General features: G+C 33.3%; 18 protein-coding genes and 5 tRNA genes. 10 read left to right on the top strand and 13 right to left on the bottom strand.

Annotated elements, in window-relative coordinates:
• The first annotated feature begins 11 nt into the window (after positions 1-11).
• The 10 genes from NAB20_RS03210 to NAB20_RS03165 all read left to right on the top strand — a co-directional run bounded on the left by NAB20_RS03210 (position 12) and on the right by NAB20_RS03165 (position 5,493).
• Positions 12-662 carry an antA/AntB antirepressor family protein gene (locus tag NAB20_RS03210; protein WP_375605489.1) on the top strand — a complete coding sequence of 217 codons (651 nt, stop codon included), beginning with the start codon at positions 12-14 and terminating at the stop codon, positions 660-662.
• Positions 662-1,063 carry a hypothetical protein gene (locus tag NAB20_RS03205; RefSeq protein WP_375605488.1) on the top strand — a complete coding sequence of 134 codons (402 nt, stop codon included), beginning with the start codon at positions 662-664 and terminating at the stop codon, positions 1,061-1,063. The genes NAB20_RS03210 and NAB20_RS03205 overlap by 1 nt, the downstream gene beginning before the upstream one ends.
• Entirely contained in the window at positions 1,060-1,338 is a 279-nt protein-coding gene (locus NAB20_RS03200; protein ID WP_375605487.1) for a hypothetical protein, read from the top strand. The genes NAB20_RS03205 and NAB20_RS03200 overlap by 4 nt, the downstream gene beginning before the upstream one ends.
• A gap of 27 nt (positions 1,339-1,365) precedes the next feature.
• Positions 1,366-1,695 (top strand): hypothetical protein, encoded by a 330-nt coding sequence (locus NAB20_RS03195; protein WP_375605486.1) that lies wholly within the window; start codon positions 1,366-1,368, stop codon positions 1,693-1,695.
• 1 nt (position 1,696) lies between these two features.
• Entirely contained in the window at positions 1,697-1,840 is a 144-nt protein-coding gene (locus NAB20_RS03190; RefSeq protein ID WP_375605485.1) for a hypothetical protein, read from the top strand.
• Positions 1,841-1,986: 146 nt separating this feature from the next.
• Positions 1,987-2,283 carry a helix-turn-helix domain-containing protein gene (locus NAB20_RS03185; protein ID WP_375605484.1) on the top strand — a complete coding sequence of 99 codons (297 nt, stop codon included), beginning with the start codon at positions 1,987-1,989 and terminating at the stop codon, positions 2,281-2,283.
• A gap of 4 nt (positions 2,284-2,287) precedes the next feature.
• Positions 2,288-2,491, top strand: a complete 204-nt coding sequence (locus NAB20_RS03180; RefSeq protein WP_235877259.1) for a hypothetical protein — start codon at positions 2,288-2,290, stop codon at positions 2,489-2,491.
• Between the two features lie 466 nt (positions 2,492-2,957).
• Positions 2,958-3,647 carry a hypothetical protein gene (locus NAB20_RS03175; protein WP_375605483.1) on the top strand — a complete coding sequence of 230 codons (690 nt, stop codon included), beginning with the start codon at positions 2,958-2,960 and terminating at the stop codon, positions 3,645-3,647.
• Positions 3,648-4,166: 519 nt separating this feature from the next.
• Positions 4,167-4,490, top strand: coding sequence for a helix-turn-helix domain-containing protein (locus tag NAB20_RS03170; RefSeq protein ID WP_235877261.1), 324 nt, complete (start codon positions 4,167-4,169; stop codon positions 4,488-4,490).
• Positions 4,477-5,493 (top strand): hypothetical protein, encoded by a 1,017-nt coding sequence (locus NAB20_RS03165; RefSeq protein ID WP_375605482.1) that lies wholly within the window; start codon positions 4,477-4,479, stop codon positions 5,491-5,493. The genes NAB20_RS03170 and NAB20_RS03165 overlap by 14 nt, the downstream gene beginning before the upstream one ends.
• A 629-nt stretch (positions 5,494-6,122) precedes the next feature.
• Here the strand turns inward: NAB20_RS03165 and NAB20_RS03160 are convergent.
• From NAB20_RS03160 to NAB20_RS03100, 13 genes are all read right to left on the bottom strand, one after another.
• Positions 6,123-7,025 (bottom strand): hypothetical protein, encoded by a 903-nt coding sequence (locus NAB20_RS03160; protein ID WP_375605481.1) that lies wholly within the window; start codon positions 7,023-7,025, stop codon positions 6,123-6,125.
• A gap of 9 nt (positions 7,026-7,034) precedes the next feature.
• Positions 7,035-8,012 (bottom strand): hypothetical protein, encoded by a 978-nt coding sequence (locus tag NAB20_RS03155; protein ID WP_375605480.1) that lies wholly within the window; start codon positions 8,010-8,012, stop codon positions 7,035-7,037.
• Between the two features lie 48 nt (positions 8,013-8,060).
• Complete coding sequence (locus NAB20_RS03150) at positions 8,061-9,257, bottom strand: site-specific integrase (RefSeq protein WP_235877272.1); 1,197 nt, start codon at positions 9,255-9,257, stop codon at positions 8,061-8,063.
• A gap of 172 nt (positions 9,258-9,429) precedes the next feature.
• Positions 9,430-9,503 (bottom strand) — tRNA-Asp (locus tag NAB20_RS03145).
• 329 nt (positions 9,504-9,832) lie between these two features.
• Positions 9,833-10,033, bottom strand: a complete 201-nt coding sequence (locus tag NAB20_RS03140; protein ID WP_105196232.1) for a hypothetical protein — start codon at positions 10,031-10,033, stop codon at positions 9,833-9,835.
• Between the two features lie 105 nt (positions 10,034-10,138).
• Positions 10,139-10,212: transfer RNA gene (locus NAB20_RS03135), tRNA-Asn, on the bottom strand.
• A 68-nt stretch (positions 10,213-10,280) separates the two neighbouring features.
• Positions 10,281-10,354, bottom strand: a tRNA-Asn gene (locus tag NAB20_RS03130).
• Positions 10,355-10,422: 68 nt separating this feature from the next.
• Positions 10,423-10,496 (bottom strand) — tRNA-Asn (locus NAB20_RS03125).
• A 32-nt stretch (positions 10,497-10,528) separates the two neighbouring features.
• A tRNA-Asn gene (locus NAB20_RS03120) sits at positions 10,529-10,602 on the bottom strand.
• Between the two features lie 72 nt (positions 10,603-10,674).
• On the bottom strand, positions 10,675-12,024 hold the full coding sequence (rseP, locus tag NAB20_RS03115) for an RIP metalloprotease RseP (protein WP_105196245.1): 1,350 nt from the start codon (positions 12,022-12,024) through the stop codon (positions 10,675-10,677).
• 75 nt (positions 12,025-12,099) lie between these two features.
• Positions 12,100-14,055: a M1 family aminopeptidase gene (locus tag NAB20_RS03110; protein ID WP_127823359.1), complete on the bottom strand. Its 1,956-nt coding sequence runs from the start codon at positions 14,053-14,055 to the stop codon at positions 12,100-12,102.
• Positions 14,056-14,130: 75 nt separating this feature from the next.
• On the bottom strand, positions 14,131-15,732 hold the full coding sequence (locus tag NAB20_RS03105) for a fumarate hydratase (RefSeq protein ID WP_127823358.1): 1,602 nt from the start codon (positions 15,730-15,732) through the stop codon (positions 14,131-14,133).
• A gap of 54 nt (positions 15,733-15,786) precedes the next feature.
• Entirely contained in the window at positions 15,787-16,728 is a 942-nt protein-coding gene (locus NAB20_RS03100) for a leucine-rich repeat domain-containing protein (protein ID WP_105196248.1), read from the bottom strand.
• Between the last annotated feature and the right edge of the window lie 13 nt (positions 16,729-16,741).

The following is a 16,741-nucleotide window of genomic DNA, read 5'->3' as shown; positions in this document are numbered from 1 at the left end:
TAATTAAAAAAATGGTTTTACAGAACATTACAACAGACAACGAGAGCAAACAGCCAATTGATGCACGAAAATTGTATAACGCATTAGGTTATGCAAATGGTCAATTTTCAAGATGGTCAAAAAAGAACATCGAAGATAATCATTATTTTTTTGAAAATACGGATTGGTGCAAAGTTGAGACTATAATCTTTAACAGTGATGGAGATTTAGAACAAGAAAACGACAAAAACCTCGACACAGATGTAGAGCAAAATTTAAAAACGCTCGACATTAATGGAGAGCAAATACCAAACAGAATAAAAAAAGATTACGCCTTAACTTTCGACATGGCTTACCATTTGACTTTACAAAGTAGCACGCAAATAGCACACGAGGTAAGACAGGCACTTATAAACCATAAAAAAGCTACCGAACTAAAAGAAAAACAAATTAGCCTACTCACTCAGGAAGATTTAACAGAAACCGAAAGATATGAAGCCGTTAAAATTATCAACAGAGAAAGTGCTAAAGAAATGAGGTTTTTAGAAATTAAAGCAAAAAAGAGAAAGGAAAAATTAAACTGTTTGATTTTAGGTAAAACCGATATTACAACAGTTCAAAAACTTCAAAACCAATACGAACAACTGAATTTATTTGACAACAACACAAAGCGACTGGAGTAATGGAAAACCTAATAAAAGTTGAAACAATAAACGGAGAAATTATCACAATAGACGGTTTACCATTTTTTGAATTTCAACAAAACACAAAAAACGAATTTAGAGCCAAAGCATTACAGTTAATGCAGTTGACAAATGAGGCATTTAACAAAATAATCTTTGATTTTGGTTGTAAGATGGAGAACCAAAATACGCATCCAAATAGCAAGGGAATTACGCATAAAAGAGAGTTTTGGGAGTGGTTAAATCACGAAATTGATTGCATTTGTTATCAGGGCGTTGATGTATTAAGAACCAAACAAACAGCGGAAAAATACAGAAGCATTTTTCTTACTGGGATTGAAAAATTTTTGATTGACGACACTAAAAACGACGATTTAACCGCATTAATTAAAACAATATGAAACACTGGAGCGATTTCCTAAACACACGCACCCACACCACCAAACGACTGGGAAAAATGGCAAACGAAATGACTTTTGAAGTCCAAGAAAAGCAGCTGCAACTGAACAACGCAAAGGCAAATTTAGAACGGTTAGAACTTCAAATTTGCAATATAATAGCGGAAAACTATAAAAGTGAATGCGAGTACGAAAACGCTATTTTGAACGCAAAGAACAGAGCCATAAAATGGAATAATGAACCCATAGAAAGCCACAAATCAAGTAGCAAAAATTAAAATTAAATAGATAGAAACACTTTCAAAATGAATACAGAACAATTTACAGAATACAACAAAAAAACACTAATTAACATTAACGAACATTTAAAAAATAGCGGCGACTTCATAAACTTACCAGTAAAAAAATCAATCCATTATGAGGATTTTACAAGTCTTGGGATTGATTTAATGATAATTTTAAACGCTATTGAATGTATTGGGTATAAAGGCGAAAACAAAAACTTAATCCTTTGTGCTGAATTAGCGTCTATAGCTCAAAAGTTAATACCTACAAACGAACTATTGTTTTTAGATAGTTTACTAATCAAAGAAGAAAATACAAAAGAAGTATTCAGTAAAATAGCGGATTTGTAAAATGAGTTTAGGAACTAACCCAGTACAAGAATTAGCAGTAAACAAAATCCCATTTAGTAACGCACTGGTTACAGATGTAGAATTTGAAAACGGTAAACAAACGCAGATAATAACAATTTTCAATATTTCAAAAACAAGAATTTAACAACCACGAAGAATTTTAAAAGATGAAGATTTTAAGAATAGAAACAATACACTGCCTACAAAGTGAAAGCTTACAAATTAGAGTTAAACTATTTAACAAAGTGGTTTTTAAATTACCGTTTAAATCAACTTTAAAACCTATTTAAAATGAGTTCAGATATAGCAGTTATAACCATCCCTCTTACAGAATGGAATGAAATTAAGAACAATATAACCACAATAAACAAAAATTTAATAGAGTTAAAAGGCATAGGCAAACCCGAATTTCTGACACCTAAAGAGGTTTGCGAGTTGCTAAAGTGTAGCCGCAATACTTTTCAGAGTTACATTGAAAAGGGATATTTAGAACCAGTGAGAATGAACACTAAAAAGTACAGCAAGCTACTTGTGAAGCGTTCAGATGTTGATTATTTTTTGTTAAGCCGTTCAGAAAATAAAAACTAAGCCAATGGCAAAAAAACGCAGAATCGATGTTTTTACTTTACCAAAAGATACTATTATTGAAGTAATAAGCATTAAAGGCGAAAAGGTTGTAAAAAATAATATGACTTACGAAAACGCATTAAAATTACGAAACAACAAAGGTTGGAAAAATATATTTTATCAGGTTGGATATAGTCATTTTACAGATGGAACCATAGGAAAAAAATAAGAATACGAATACAAAACGATTTAAGGGCAGTTTTCAGCTCCCTTACTTAAAGGATTAAGAAATACTTACTTACAAGAATAAAAAAAACCGCCTTACTTAAGGGCGGTTTTCAACTCTCTTACTTAAGGAGAGTTAAGAAATACTTACAAAAGAATAAACCTTTGTAGTTGGGCAAATATAGTAAAAACGAATGATTGATAAAATAAGGTTTTCAAAAAAAAACCTATCGGAATGCGAAATACAAAAAATAGTAAATACAAGCCGTTTACAGTCATACAGTGCGGACGGATTAAAGCATTACCATAACCAACGAACTAAGAACTTTAACGGTGGTATGTTAATAAAAATTGATACAGATAAAAGTTTGAAAATTGAGGGCAGTTTACACAAATACTGCACGTATTTAAAAAACAAGGAGCTAAACAATTACGATAGTTTTACGATGCGTCAAGCCAAAGAAACACTATTGAAATTGATTGAAAGAACAGGGTTTGAACCTGATAACGTAACCGTTAATTTTTACGAGATAGGTTTGAATATCATCACAGATATTGAACCAAAGGAGATTTTAAAAAACGTTTACAGCATCGGAGATATGGACAAAGAAAAGATTTTTTACATAGACCCAAAATATAAAAACCAAAGCCAAGTAATAACCGAATATCACAAAGACTATAGAATAGTAAACAAGATATACGACAAAATACACGAAATGAAAGATAATAAAAAGCATCCTCCCAATGGAGTTAAAATAGTGCGTATTGAAACCATACATAAGAGGGTAGAAAAAACCTATTTGATTGATTTTTTTGCAAATGAAAATTTAAAGCGATTACAAAAGATTTTCTTTAATAATTGGGATAAGCTTAATTTTTCAATTGAAATAATAGCACCACCAAAAACAAGCATATCAAAAATTGAGTTAGCTAGTCAGTTGTATAAAAAAAAGCCGTGCGAGATTTTGAATGAAATTACAAAGAAGTACAAGAATAACACAATCAGTATAAAGATTTATTACACATTAAAAAGGTTCATAGAGAACTGGGATAACGAGAAAATAAATTTTACACCGACCAAAAGCCTTGTTTTTTCCCAGTGGGAAATATTGTATAATACTGAAAAACAGATATATAATGAAAAAATAAATTTGTATTGATATTCTTTGATAAAAATATTTGCGATAGCGGAGCTTATAAGTACCGTTATTTTTTTTGTCGGAAGCTTGTCGTTAACTTCCGAAAGGAAGCAATACAGTAAACAAAGGCACTCACAGCGTAAAAAGAGCATTATCCAAAAAGTAAAACACATAAATCATAAAAAACCCCGAAATTTTGATAAATAGGTAGTTTTTTACTAATACAATCAAAAACAACCCTAAAAAATAGATGCTTAGCATTTAAGTAGTTGATTAACAGTGAAAACAAGCCTAAAAACAAGTAATTCGAGCCAAAAAAAGGTAAAAAACACCTTGTATAACCATAGCAAGGCAGTTAAAAGATAAAATTTTCAGAGGGGGGCATAAAACTAAAAACATATAAGAAATAAAATCAAAAATTACCCAAAGCAAAAACCCACACCAAAAACGCATAATAACAGATATTAGTTTCGTTTTTCTACCACCTTACTACGGGTTTTTTACTCGAAAACGAATACCGATATTAAAACACCCCTTACAATGAAAAAAACAAAGAAAAAACCCACACCACCAAAGCAAAGGCAAACCTACACCCTAGAAACTAAGGCGAACGCTTTAAGATTATATTTGATAGGATTAACACTTTCAGAAATTAGCAAAATTGTAGATGCACCAGTTCGTACAGTTGAAAAGTGGTATATTTCAGAAAATTGGAAACCTCAAAGAGAAACAAAAGCCGTGCATCTTAAAGCATTGGATTTATACGATAGTGGAAAATCATACAAAGACATAGCTAAGATTTTAAATAAAAGTTTACCCACAATAGGGCGGTATATTAAAATTGCACGAAATGAAACTAACTAAAACACTATACAAGGGACTTTATATAACAGCAGACGGCAAAGCGTGGCGAAATGATTTGAAAATTGAAATAAAACCCAATTCAAAGGGTAAAATCAGATTTAACGACAAATTGCACGACTTAAAGAAATTGATTGAACACAGTAGCCAAAACAAGGTAAAAACAAAGCGCATAGATTACAAAAAGCCAAAACCAACGCAGGAAACAATAAGAGAACTACAACGCAAAGGATTTAAAAGGACGAAAATAAACGGCTTGTATGTATCGAAATACGGCAAAGCATACAACAACGGCAGTAAACAATATTTGACACCAACCGCAAAGGGGGTGATAGTAATAAACGGCAAAGGCTACAACTTTGCAAAATTGATTTTAGAAACATTTAGCAAAATCCCATTTAGGAGCGGTCAAATAAATTTCAAAAATGGCAATACAAAAGATTTCACTGCTGATAATTTAGAATACAAAAGCACCGAGAAAGAACCGACACCAAATACAGCCGATTTAATAAAGTGCATACGATTTTATTTTGAAGTCGATAAGAAACTAAAAAGCAAAAGCCTTATGATTAAATACTATTTGTATGAAATAATAAAAAAACGAGGATTTGAACTAAAATACAAGGGCATTGATTTTGATATGTTTTTAGAATACACAAGAACAGATTTTTTGGTTTTTCCAAAAAATCAAAATAGCACTTTTGAAAAATTCAATTTTACAGTTACCAACGGTAAAAACGCAATAAACAAATATTTGAATTTATTAATATGTGAATGTTTGCAGGATTTTGAAAACGGAATTTTGAAAGTAAAACCATTTAAACCAAAACCACCAACTAAAACAGACAAATTAAGAATGCTACAACAAAAAGTAAATGAATATGGTTTAAACATAAAAATCCCGTTACGAAAGAAAAGCAACAAGGAACTTTTAAACGATTACAGAAAGAACACAAAAACGCTAGATTCAGAAATTGAAGCACTAAGAAACGAACCGCAAAAATAAGGCGGTTTTTTTTGTGCTTTTTGGGTATATAGTCCTTATAGTACTTGAATTATTCATTTTAAATATTTGACTTTAAGTATTTTAAATGGTTTTGCTTTTTAGTGGGTAGAAAATGAGGACAAAAAAAGCCGTTTTTTGGGGTTAATTTTTAAAAGTATTGAATAACTAAGGATAGTATTTTACGTTCTTTTTTTTATTTTTGTTCTATGAAGGACGCAATACAAAAACAAGCAACAAAAAAAGAAAGACTTAACGCAAGAAATAAAAACGTAAGGGATTGTTTTTATTCGACACAAGAAAAGCACCCAAAATATAAAATTGAATACATCATTCAAGAAGTAGCGCAAAAGTTTTATTTATCTTCACGAACTGTAAACGCCATTCTTAGCCACGAGGGTATTTATAAAGATTAAAATATTTTTATATATTTGCATCTCGGTTGTGTATCAATCAAAATAATAGATACCGATTCTACGGATTTGGAGTTGTAGGCGAAAACCCTACCACAACCGATAAATTAAAAGACATTTAAAAAGCAGGAGCGGTGAAATACCCTATCCAGCCCAAACGATAAAAGCCCCAATTTGGGGCTTTTATCGTTTATACAATTTCTACAGCACTGCATTGGGTCAGGTCAGCAGTCCATTGGTTGCCAGTTCTTGCAGTTCTTGCAGTTCTTCAGCTCGTTGGCTCGCATTGGAAGAGTTCAGCACTGCATTGGATCCGTTCAGTAGTCCCCTGGTTGCCAGTTCTTGCAGTTCTCCAGCTTGTTGGCTCGCATTGGAAGAGTTCAGCACTGCATTGGATCCGTTCAGTAGTCCATTGGTTGCCAGTTCTTGCAGTTCTCCAGCTTGTTGGCTCGCATTGGAAGAGTTCAGCACTGTATTGGATCCGTTCAGTAGTCCCCTGGTTGCCAGTTCTTGCAGTTCTCCAGCTTGTTGGCTCGCATTGGAAGAGTTCAGCACTGCATTGGATCCGTTCAGTAGTCCATTGGTTGCCAGTTCTTGCAGTTCTCCAGCTCGTTGGCTCGCATTGGAAGAGTTTAGCATTGCATTGGATCCGTTCAGTAGTCCATTGGTTGCCAGTTCTTGCAGTTCTTCAGCTCTTTGGCTCGCATTGGAGCAGTTCACTAGTCCACCGGTTGCCAGTTCTTGCAGTTCTTCAGCTCTTTGGCTCTCATTGGAAGAGTTTAGCACTGCATTGGATCCGTTCAGTAGTCCATTGGTTGCCAGTTCTTGCAGTTCTTCAGCTCTTTGGCTCGCATTGGAAGAGTTTAGCACTGCATTGGATCCGTTCAGTAGTCCATTGGTTGCCAGTTCTTGCAGTTCTCCAGCTTGTTGGCTCGCATTGGAAGAGTTCAGCACTGTATTGGATCCGTTCAGTAGTCCATTGGTTGCCAGTTCTTGCAGTTCTCCAGCTCGTTGGCTCGCATTGGAAGAGTTCAGCACTGCATTGGAGCAGTTCACTAGTCCCCTGGTTGCCAGTTCTTGCAGTTCTCCAGCTTGTTGGCTCGCATTGGAAGAGTTTAGCACTGCATTGGGTCAGGTTAGCAGTCCATTGGTTGCCAGTTCTTGCAGTTCTTCAGCTCGTTGGCTCGCATTGGAAGAGTTCAGCACTGCATTGGAGCAGTTTAGCAGTCCCCTGGTTGCCAGTTCTTGCAGTTCTCCAGCTCGTTGGCTCGCATTGGAAGAGTTCAGCACTGCATTGGAGCAGTTCACTAGTCCCCTGGTTGCCAGTTCTTGCAGTTCTCCAGCTCGTTGGCTCGCATTGGAAGAGTTCAGCACTGCATTGGATCCGTTCAGTAGTCCCCTGGTTGCCAGTTCTTGCAGTTCTCCAGCTCGTTGGCTCGTATTGGAAGAGTTCAGCACTGCATTGGATCCGTTCAGTAGTCCATTGGTTGCCAGTTCTTGCAGTTCTCCAGCTTGTTGGCTCGCATTGGAAGAGTTCAGCACTGTATTGGATCCGTTCAGTAGTCCCCTGGTTGCCAGTTCTTGCAGTTCTCCAGCTCGTTGGCTCGCATTGGAAGAGTTCAGCACTGCATTGGATCCGTTCAGTAGTCCATTGGTTGCCAGTTCTTGCAGTTCTCCAGCTTGTTGGCTCGCATTGGAAGAGTTCAGCACTGTATTGGATCCGTTCAGTAGTCCCCTGGTTGCCAGTTCTTGCAGTTCTCCAGCTTGTTGGCTCGCATTGGAGCAGTTCACTAGTCCACCGGTTGCCAGTTCTTGCAGTTCTTCAGCTCTTTGGCTCTCATTGGAAGAGTTTAGCATTGCATTGGATCCGTTCAGTAGTCCATTGGTTGCCAGTTCTTGCAGTTCTTGCAGTTCTTCAGCTCGTTGGCTCGCATTGGAAGAGTTTAGCATTGCATTGGATCCGTTCAGTAGTCCATTGGTTGCCAGTTCTTGCAGTTCTTCAGCTCTTTGGCTCGCATTGGAGCAGTTCACTAGTCCACCGGTTGCCAGTTCTTGCAGTTCTTCAGCTCGTTGGCTCGCATTGGAAGAGTTCAGCACTGAACTAAACAAAAAAACCGCCCAATTATGGACGGTTGTATAGTATAAAAAATTTAAAATTTAAAAATTTACGGCTTTCAATTCGTTTTCAATAGTTGTATCCATAATATGCCCATAAATTTGCGTAGTAGCTAGTTTCTTGTGTCCTAAAATCTTTTGAACTGTTGTTATAGAAACGCCTTTGTATAGTAAATATGTTGCGGTTGTGTGGCGTGCAACGTGAAAAGTCAAATTTTTATTTTCAATTTTTGCCAGCTTACAAATTTCCTTTAATTGTCTGTTACAGTGTTGATTTGTCAAGTGCTCAAAACAAAATGCACTGCCAAACTTTTTGTATTTGTTCAGTATCTCGATAGGTTTACCGTTGAATATTGCATATATAGGAATTCTTATATTTTCGTTTGTTTTTTCCATTGTTTTAATCAGCCAATCATTGCCAGTAATAGAAACAATTTCTTTTTTTTGCAAACTAAAAACATCACTATAACGCAATCCAGTATAAACAGAAAACATAAATAAATCCTTTACAGTTTGGTATTTTTTGTTTTCTCCTATCAATTCTAAATTTTCAATCTTTTCAATTTCATTCGGAGTTAAAAAAACCTTTTTACTTTCACTTTGCTTAATTTTAAACTTTCGAAATGGGTAATTTTGCACGTTAATCAAATCTTTGTTTATAGCAAGATTAACGAAACGCTTAATATTTTTGAAATATTTTGAAATTGTGGACTGGGCTAATTTTTTAGATGGAAAATTTTTATAAGTAACTGTTTGTTTTGAAAGATATAAATTAAAATCGTGCAAAAACTCAAAGGTTAAATCTTCAAAATAAATCACTTTCCTAAATTCTTTTAATTTTTTCAAAGTAGCTAATTGACTAGCTTTAGTTTCTTCGCAATTTTCGAGTTGAGAAATTTCAATTTCCATAAACTCAGTAAAAGTTTTAACGGCTTCGCCTTTGAAAAAATCATCTAACATATTAAGATAAAACGCTTTACCGTTGTTGATTCTGTCAAGTTCAAAATTTTCTAAATCTCGGAGGGTCTCACTAATTTGTTTATTGAGCTTAATAGCATTGGGGTAGTCAGTCTTAATAGTTCGTGTTTTGTTGTTCCAGTCTTTCGGCTCAATATAAATGTTAGTAGAAAAATATTTATGCTTACCGTTAAGATAGCACTCAATTTGTATTAAAGCTTTACCATCTTTATTGAGCTTGTTCTTACGGTTGAAAACCGTATTAAATTTAGTTTTATTCATAATAAGTAAGTATTTCTTACTACAAACTTACAAACTAAAATTTAAAATTTGGGTAGAAAATGGGTAGAAAATATATTGATATTCTTTGATATTCTTATTTGTCAAAAAAAGACAAAACCCCAGTAAAATAAGTACTTTAAAAAGAAAACCCCCTAATTTTTAGGGGGTTTTGCGGTCTGGACGGGACTCGAACCCGCGACCCCATGCGTGACAGGCATGTATTCTAACCAACTGAACTACCAAACCTTGCTAACAGTGTTTCTGTTTTGTGAGTGCAAATATACAACTGTTTTTTAGATCTGCAAGTAAAAAAAACGATTTTTTTTAAAAAAAAATCGTTTCAAACTTAACTGTTTGGTTAATAGTCTTTTGTTTTATGTGGAGATGGGTGAATTTTTGAGTGTTTAGTTTTTACTAAGAAGTGTTTAGGGAGTGAGAAAATAGTTGTTTTTTTATGAGGAGTTAAAAAGATGTTGTTTAAGGGTGAAATGTATCAATAAATCAACCTTCAAAGTTTTGTTCTTGATTCTTTAGAAGTCAGTTTAGAGGGGTGAGAAATATCGATTTTTTCTTATTCAGATTATCCAATCTTTTTGCTTAATCCCTAACTTTTGTTCTTGATCCGTAACAATTCCATTTTCATTATCAACTTTTTCAATCATTGAACCATAATGCTCAATTATTTCTGAAATATAAGTTGTCTTAAGCTCATTAGATTTATCTTTTTCTAATAAACTTTGAAAATATTCTAAAGGATTTTTGTTTACATTTTCCACAAATTAAATGTAGTAAAAAAGAATAATAGTAATGTGGAGGTAAATAATAATTGTTGTACCCGTATAAAAAGAGAAAGGTTTTACAAAACGTAAAACCTTTTTTTGCTCCCCCTCTTGGGCTCGAACCAAGGACCCTCTGATTAACAGTCAGATGCTCTAACCAACTGAGCTAAGGAGGAATAATCCAATTTGTCTTAGCTTTTTTATAAAAAAAAGCATTACTTGTTGGTGTAATGCTAAAAAAATGCTCCCCCTCTTGGGCTCGAACCAAGGACCCTCTGATTAACAGTCAGATGCTCTAACCAACTGAGCTAAGGAGGAATAATCCAATTTGTCTTAGCTTTTTTATAAAAAAAAGCATTACTTGTTGGTGTAATGCTAAAAAAATGCTCCCCCTCTTGGGCTCGAACCAAGGACCCTCTGATTAACAGTCAGATGCTCTAACCAACTGAGCTAAGGAGGAATAACCTCATGGTTTTTGTTTGCTAAAACTTGCTCCCCCTCTTGGGCTCGAACCAAGGACCCTCTGATTAACAGTCAGATGCTCTAACCAACTGAGCTAAGGAGGAATGTTATTGCCGTTTTAGCGAGTGCAAATATAAGATAGATTTTTAATTATACAAACACTTTTAGCGAAAAAGTTAAAAAAATTTTTGAGCAATTATTTCGAAAATATCTTTTCCAAATGTTAAAGCCATTAAACTCAATAATATAACCATTCCTATGGTTTGAACAATTTCTGCGGCCTTATCATTTAATTTTTTTCCAGTAATCATCTCTGCTAAGGTAAAAATAGCATGTCCGCCATCTAAACCAGGGATAGGAAGTAGGTTCATGAAAGCTAATCCTATAGAAAACATGGCTGTAAAACCCCAAATAAATTCCCAATCCCATACGGTAGGTAACATTTTTGTAATGCCAATAGGGCTTTTTACTTTTTTATAAGCACCTGTTTTGGGTGATAATAATAATTTGAATTCTTTTATTTTATATTTAATCTGGCTATAAGATTCTTTAATTGCTTCTGGAATAGCTTGTAAAAAACTTATTTGATTTGTTACTAAGTATTTTGTTTTCATTTCTTCATCTGAAGGCATTTTGTTTGTAAAACCCAAATTTCCTTCTGAACTAATTTGTGCTTCTAGGATAATGGGTGATCCTTTTCGTAATACACCCAGCTGTATTTTTTGATTTTTATAAGTTTGTAAAATATCTTTTACTTCATCAAAATATTTTATTTTATTATTATTAATAGAAATAATTTTATCTGCTTTTTGTAATTTGGCTTTTTCTGCTGGTAATCCAGGAATAATAGAGTCTACTACTACTGATTCTAATCTAGGAGAGATGAAGTTTTTGCCCTCTGATGAAATGATTTCTCTTTTGTGTATGTCTGTTATAGGTAAATCTAAATTAATGTTAGCTCTTTTTACAGTAACAGTATTAGCAAACAATATATCAATACCTGCTTTTCTAAGATTTTTATTTACTATTTCTCCATCAATAGCTATAATTTTATCGCCATTTTTAAAACCAATTTTTTTACCAACTTCACTAAAAGCCAATCCGTTTTCTTGAATTTTGTCTGTAGCAATATATTTTTGACCATAAGTGGTAAATAGCATAATATAAATAAACCAAGCCAATATAATATTAACGGTTACACCTCCTAACATAACAATTAGACGCTGCCAAGCTGGTTTTGAACGAAATTCCCAAGGTTGTGCGGGTTGAGCCATTTGTTCTTTGTCCATGCTTTCATCCATCATTCCTGCAAGTTTTACGTAGCCCCCAATTGGTAACCATCCAATTCCCCATTCAGTATAGCCTATTTTCTTTTTTAACAAGGAAAACCAAGGATCCATAAATAAATAGAATTTTTCAACTCGTATTTTGAATAATTTAGCAGGTAGATAATGTCCAAACTCATGTAAAATAACGAGAACGGAAAGAATAAATAGAATTTGTGCGATTTGAATGAGTGTATCCATTTTTACTTTTTAGTGTTTCTATAAAAGCAAAAGTAAGACTTTCGTCTTACTTTTTTAAAAATATCTAATTGAGTCTTATTTTTTTAAGAATTTTTTATGAGCATTACCCTCTGTAGTCTGTATTAATACTTGATAAAGACCATTGGTAAGATGATTAATATTGATTTCTTTTTGATCCGTTTTTAAGACTTCTTGACCTAAATGGTTTATAAATCTAACCTTTTGTAATTTGGCTGTATCAGGTAATTGGATATTTACCTGATCTTTACTTGGGTTTGGAAATAAGTTTGTACTTGCAGATAATTCGAAATTTTCATTAGATAAAGAGGCAATGCTTCCTTTTGAAATAATATCTTTATTTGGATCAAAAGTTACCTGAGTAACAGCTGTTCCTACAGGTAAATCTATTGTGAAGAGCTGACCATTAAAAGTGTTATTTAGTTTTAAATCTAAATATGTTCCATTATTTAATGTTAATCTTATAGGTACTGGCATTTCAAAATAAGAAACATATCCTGTTTCAGAGCTATTAGTAATAGATTGTATTTGATCAATTTTTATTTTTGCTTGATTTATACCTGAATTATATGCTCCAATAGTATAAATAGGATATCCTTCTTTGTATACCCAGTCATTAAAAAATTCTTGTAAACTACTACCATGAACAGTCTCTAAATGTGTTTGAAATTGTGGGGTTAGGGCATATTTATAGGCTAAAATAGGATCGTTTAAATAATTTTGTAGTGCTTGAAAAAAATTAGTATCCCCCATTATATAACGCAGCATGTGAGTAACCATAGCGCCTTTATCGTAAGTAATAAGACTACTAAATATTCTATTCACATCTGTTAATTGCGAATCATATAAATATAAATTACCTTTTTTATCGGATGTAATGTTGCTGATTTTTGAAGATTTCCATGAATTAAAATTAGCTGCACCATCTAAGTGCTGAATTAAGCAACCCGACATATATTCCGTTAGTCCTTCATTTAGCCATACATCTTTCCAGGAGCCACAGGTTACTTTATTACCAAACCATTGATGGGCCATTTCATGAGCTATTAAGCTTCTATCAAAACTTCCCATGAATGAAGTCGTAGTGTGTTCCATTCCTCCTCCCCAAGAAAATTGAGCATGACCATATTTTTCGGTATTGAATGGATAAGCCCCTAATTTTGTTTCAAAAAAATTCATAATAGGGATGGTTTTTGCTAACGAATTGGTAGTATTTGAATTGTCAAATTCAGGATATATATAATCTATGATTGGAAAAGTAGGAGTAGGAGGATTGTTGTTGCCTCCTGCTGTACCTGTATTTTTGATAGTATAGTTGGTTATAGCAATAGCAACTAAATAAGCAGGAATAGGGTAGTTATGATGAAAATGGGTAGTGGCATTTGAACCATTAATTATTCTAGATACCTGAAGACCATTTGAAATACTATTGTATTGTAATGGTGCCGTAATATATACATCAATACTTTCTAATTTATCATTTAAATCATGTTTACAAGGCCACCAGTCTATTGAACCGTAAGGTTCTGAAAGAGTATAGATGATAGGGACATTGTTGTGTGTAGAAGAGGTGAACGCGTCATTTGTGAAAGAAGGAGCTCCGTTATAATTTATTTCTACAGTTTCATTATTACCAGTTGTAAGGATAGTAGGTAAATTAATTATAAGGTTGCCATTGGCGTTGTGAACAAAATTTAAATTAGTATTTCCTTTTTTTACAGAAGAAACTATTAAAGGTTTAGAAAGTTCAAAAGTAACAGTGTTTATGTCTTCTAAAGCTTTAAAAGTTAGCGTTACTTTGCCATTAATATTATAGATGTTAGGGTCAACATCAAACTCTAATTTTCCATAAGTTAAATCGTAATTTTGGGTACTAGGATTTACTTTTAAATTCATTTTTTTTGCTGCAACTTTCATTTCAGATGCAGCTATTCGTTCTGTTTTATGCTCCTCAAAATTTTGAGAAAAACCCAAAACAGATAATAATAAAAAGAGGCTGGTTACTTTTTTCATTTATTTAAAAGAGTTTAGCGGACAAATTTACATAAAAATAAGTCCGCTAAAATGAAATAAAGAAGTCTATTTTTTTTATAAATTAGCAAAAAAATCGTTTCCTTTATCATCTGTAATAATAAAAGCAGGGAAATCTTTTATTTCAATTTTTCTAACGGCTTCCATACCTAATTCTTCAAAATCAACTACTTCTACAGAAAGGATATTTTCCTTAGCTAAAATAGCGGCAGGACCTCCTATTGAACCTAGATAAAAACCGCCGTATTTATGACAAGCGTTTGTTACATCTTTGCTACGATTGCCTTTTGCTAACATAACCATACTACCGCCTACAGATTGAAACTCATCAACATATACATCCATACGTCCTGCAGTAGTAGGGCCAAAACTACCAGAAGGCATTCCTTGTGGCGTTTTAGCTGGACCAGCATAGTATATTGGATGGTTTTTAAAATATTCAGGCATTGGTTTACCAGCATCTAACAACTCCTTAATTTTGGCGTGTGCAATATCACGTGCCACAATTAAAGTACCATTTAATTTTAGGCGAGTTTTAATAGGGTATTTAGATAGTTCAGCCAAAATTTCGTTCATTGGTCGATTTAAATTTATTGTAACAGGTTCTTCTAGGTGAGGAGCTGTTTCGGGTAAGAAACGTTTTGGATTGGTTTCTAATTGTTCTAGAAATATACCGTCTTTTGTTATTTTACCTTTAATGTTTCGATCTGCTGAACAAGAAACTCCCATACCAACAGGGCAAGAAGCTGCGTGACGAGGTAGACGAATTACTCGTACATCGTGTGCTAGATATTTACCGCCAAATTGAGCGCCAATAGCACTCTCTTGGCAAATTTTTTGAATTTTAGTTTCCCAATCTAAATCACGAAAAGCTTGTCCCGACATATTACCAGATGTAGGTAGATTATCGTAATAACCAGCAGATGCTTTTTTAACAGCTGCTAAATTAGCTTCTGCAGAAGTGCCTCCAATGACAATAGCTAGATGGTAAGGAGGGCAAGCAGCCGTTCCTAAATCCATGATTTTCTCACGAACGAACTCATCTAATGATTTTTCATTTAAGAGTGATTTTGTCTTTTGGTATAAAAAGGTTTTGTTTGCAGAACCACCACCTTTTGCTAAAAATAAAAAATCGTATGAGTTTCCTTTTTTTGCGTAAATATCAATTTGTGCAGGTAGGTTAGAACCTGAGTTTTTTTCTTCAAACATTGATATGGGGACAATTTGCGAATAACGTAAATTTTTGTTTTGGTAGGTATTAAAAATACCTTTAGATAACCACTCAGCATCATCTGTACCTGTAAATATATTTTCGCCTTTTTTAGCCATTATAATAGCAGTTCCTGTATCTTGGCAAGAAGGTAATTCACCATCTACAGCAACAACAGCATTTTGTAATAGGTTATAAGCTACAAAGCGATCGTTATCCGTTGCTTCTGGATCATCAATTATGTTACGAAGTTTTTCTAAATGAGAAGAACGAAGCATAAAAGAAACATCTTTCATAGCCTCTTCGGCTAATAATTCTAATCCTTTAGGATCTACACTAAGGATTTCGCGATCTCCTAATTGTTCTGTCTTTACATAATTAGAAGTTAATTTTTTATATGGCGTATCATCTTTTAAAATAGGATACGGATCTTGGTATAAAAAGTCCATTTATATATGTTTTTGATGGGTAAATATACTAATTTATATAAAAAAAGCCGACGATTAGTCGGCAGCGGTTTTTTTTTGAGTGACTATTTTTTTTACGTCATCGGATTGTCCATAAAGCATTTTTTCTAATAAAGGATTTAATGACTCTGGAAAAGAAATCCATGGATTAGTGCCTAAATAGAGTTCTTTTAATAAGGATAATTGATTTAATTCCTCAGGTAAAGTACGTAGCTGATTTTCATCTAAATCAAGATAAGATATCATAGTACATTTACCAATTGATGTAGGTATTTTTTTTATCATATTCTTTTCTAAATTCAAATAACCTAATTTGGATAAATTACCTATTTCTTCGGGTAATACTGTTATTTTGTTTTGATTTAGATTGAGTGTTGTGAGGTTCATAAGTAGTCCTATTTCCACGGGACATACTTCTATTTTATTTTTTTCAGCATTTAATACTTTTAAATTTCTCAAGTTTTCTATACCTAGGAAAAAAGTTTTAACCGTATTATTGGAAAAATTTAATTCTGTAAGATTAATCATACCTGCCATTTCTACAGGCAAATCAGAAATTTTATTAAAGCTAATATCTAATTTTTTTAACTTACTTAACTTAGCGACTGATGGAGAAACATATTCCATTTTATTTTTATTCAAATCCAATTTTTCTAAACAAGCTAATTTGCATATTTCAATAGGAAAACGTTGAATAAGGTTATTGGTTAAATAAATTTCTTTTAATTTGGTTAAATTCGTTATTTCAATAGGCAAGGAAACAATTGAATTATTTTTGAGATATAACTTTTCTACATTCACGAAATAGCCAATTTCAGGAGGGATCTTGGTCATTTGTTTGTTGGATAAGTCTAATATTTTTACAGTTGCAGGGTTTTCACAAAATAAATCATTTTCAACGCGTTGATTACTTTGTGCATTTGTTAAAATACTAAAAAGCAGAAGTAAAGTGCTTACTCCATTTAATGTTTTGATCATAATGTATAATTTG

The organism is Flavobacterium davisii (genome assembly GCF_042182265.1).
Classification (GTDB): Bacteria; Bacteroidota; Bacteroidia; order Flavobacteriales; family Flavobacteriaceae; genus Flavobacterium; species Flavobacterium davisii.
The sequence above is the reverse complement of the archived record's forward strand: the minus strand, read 5'-3'. Positions and strand labels throughout refer to the sequence as shown.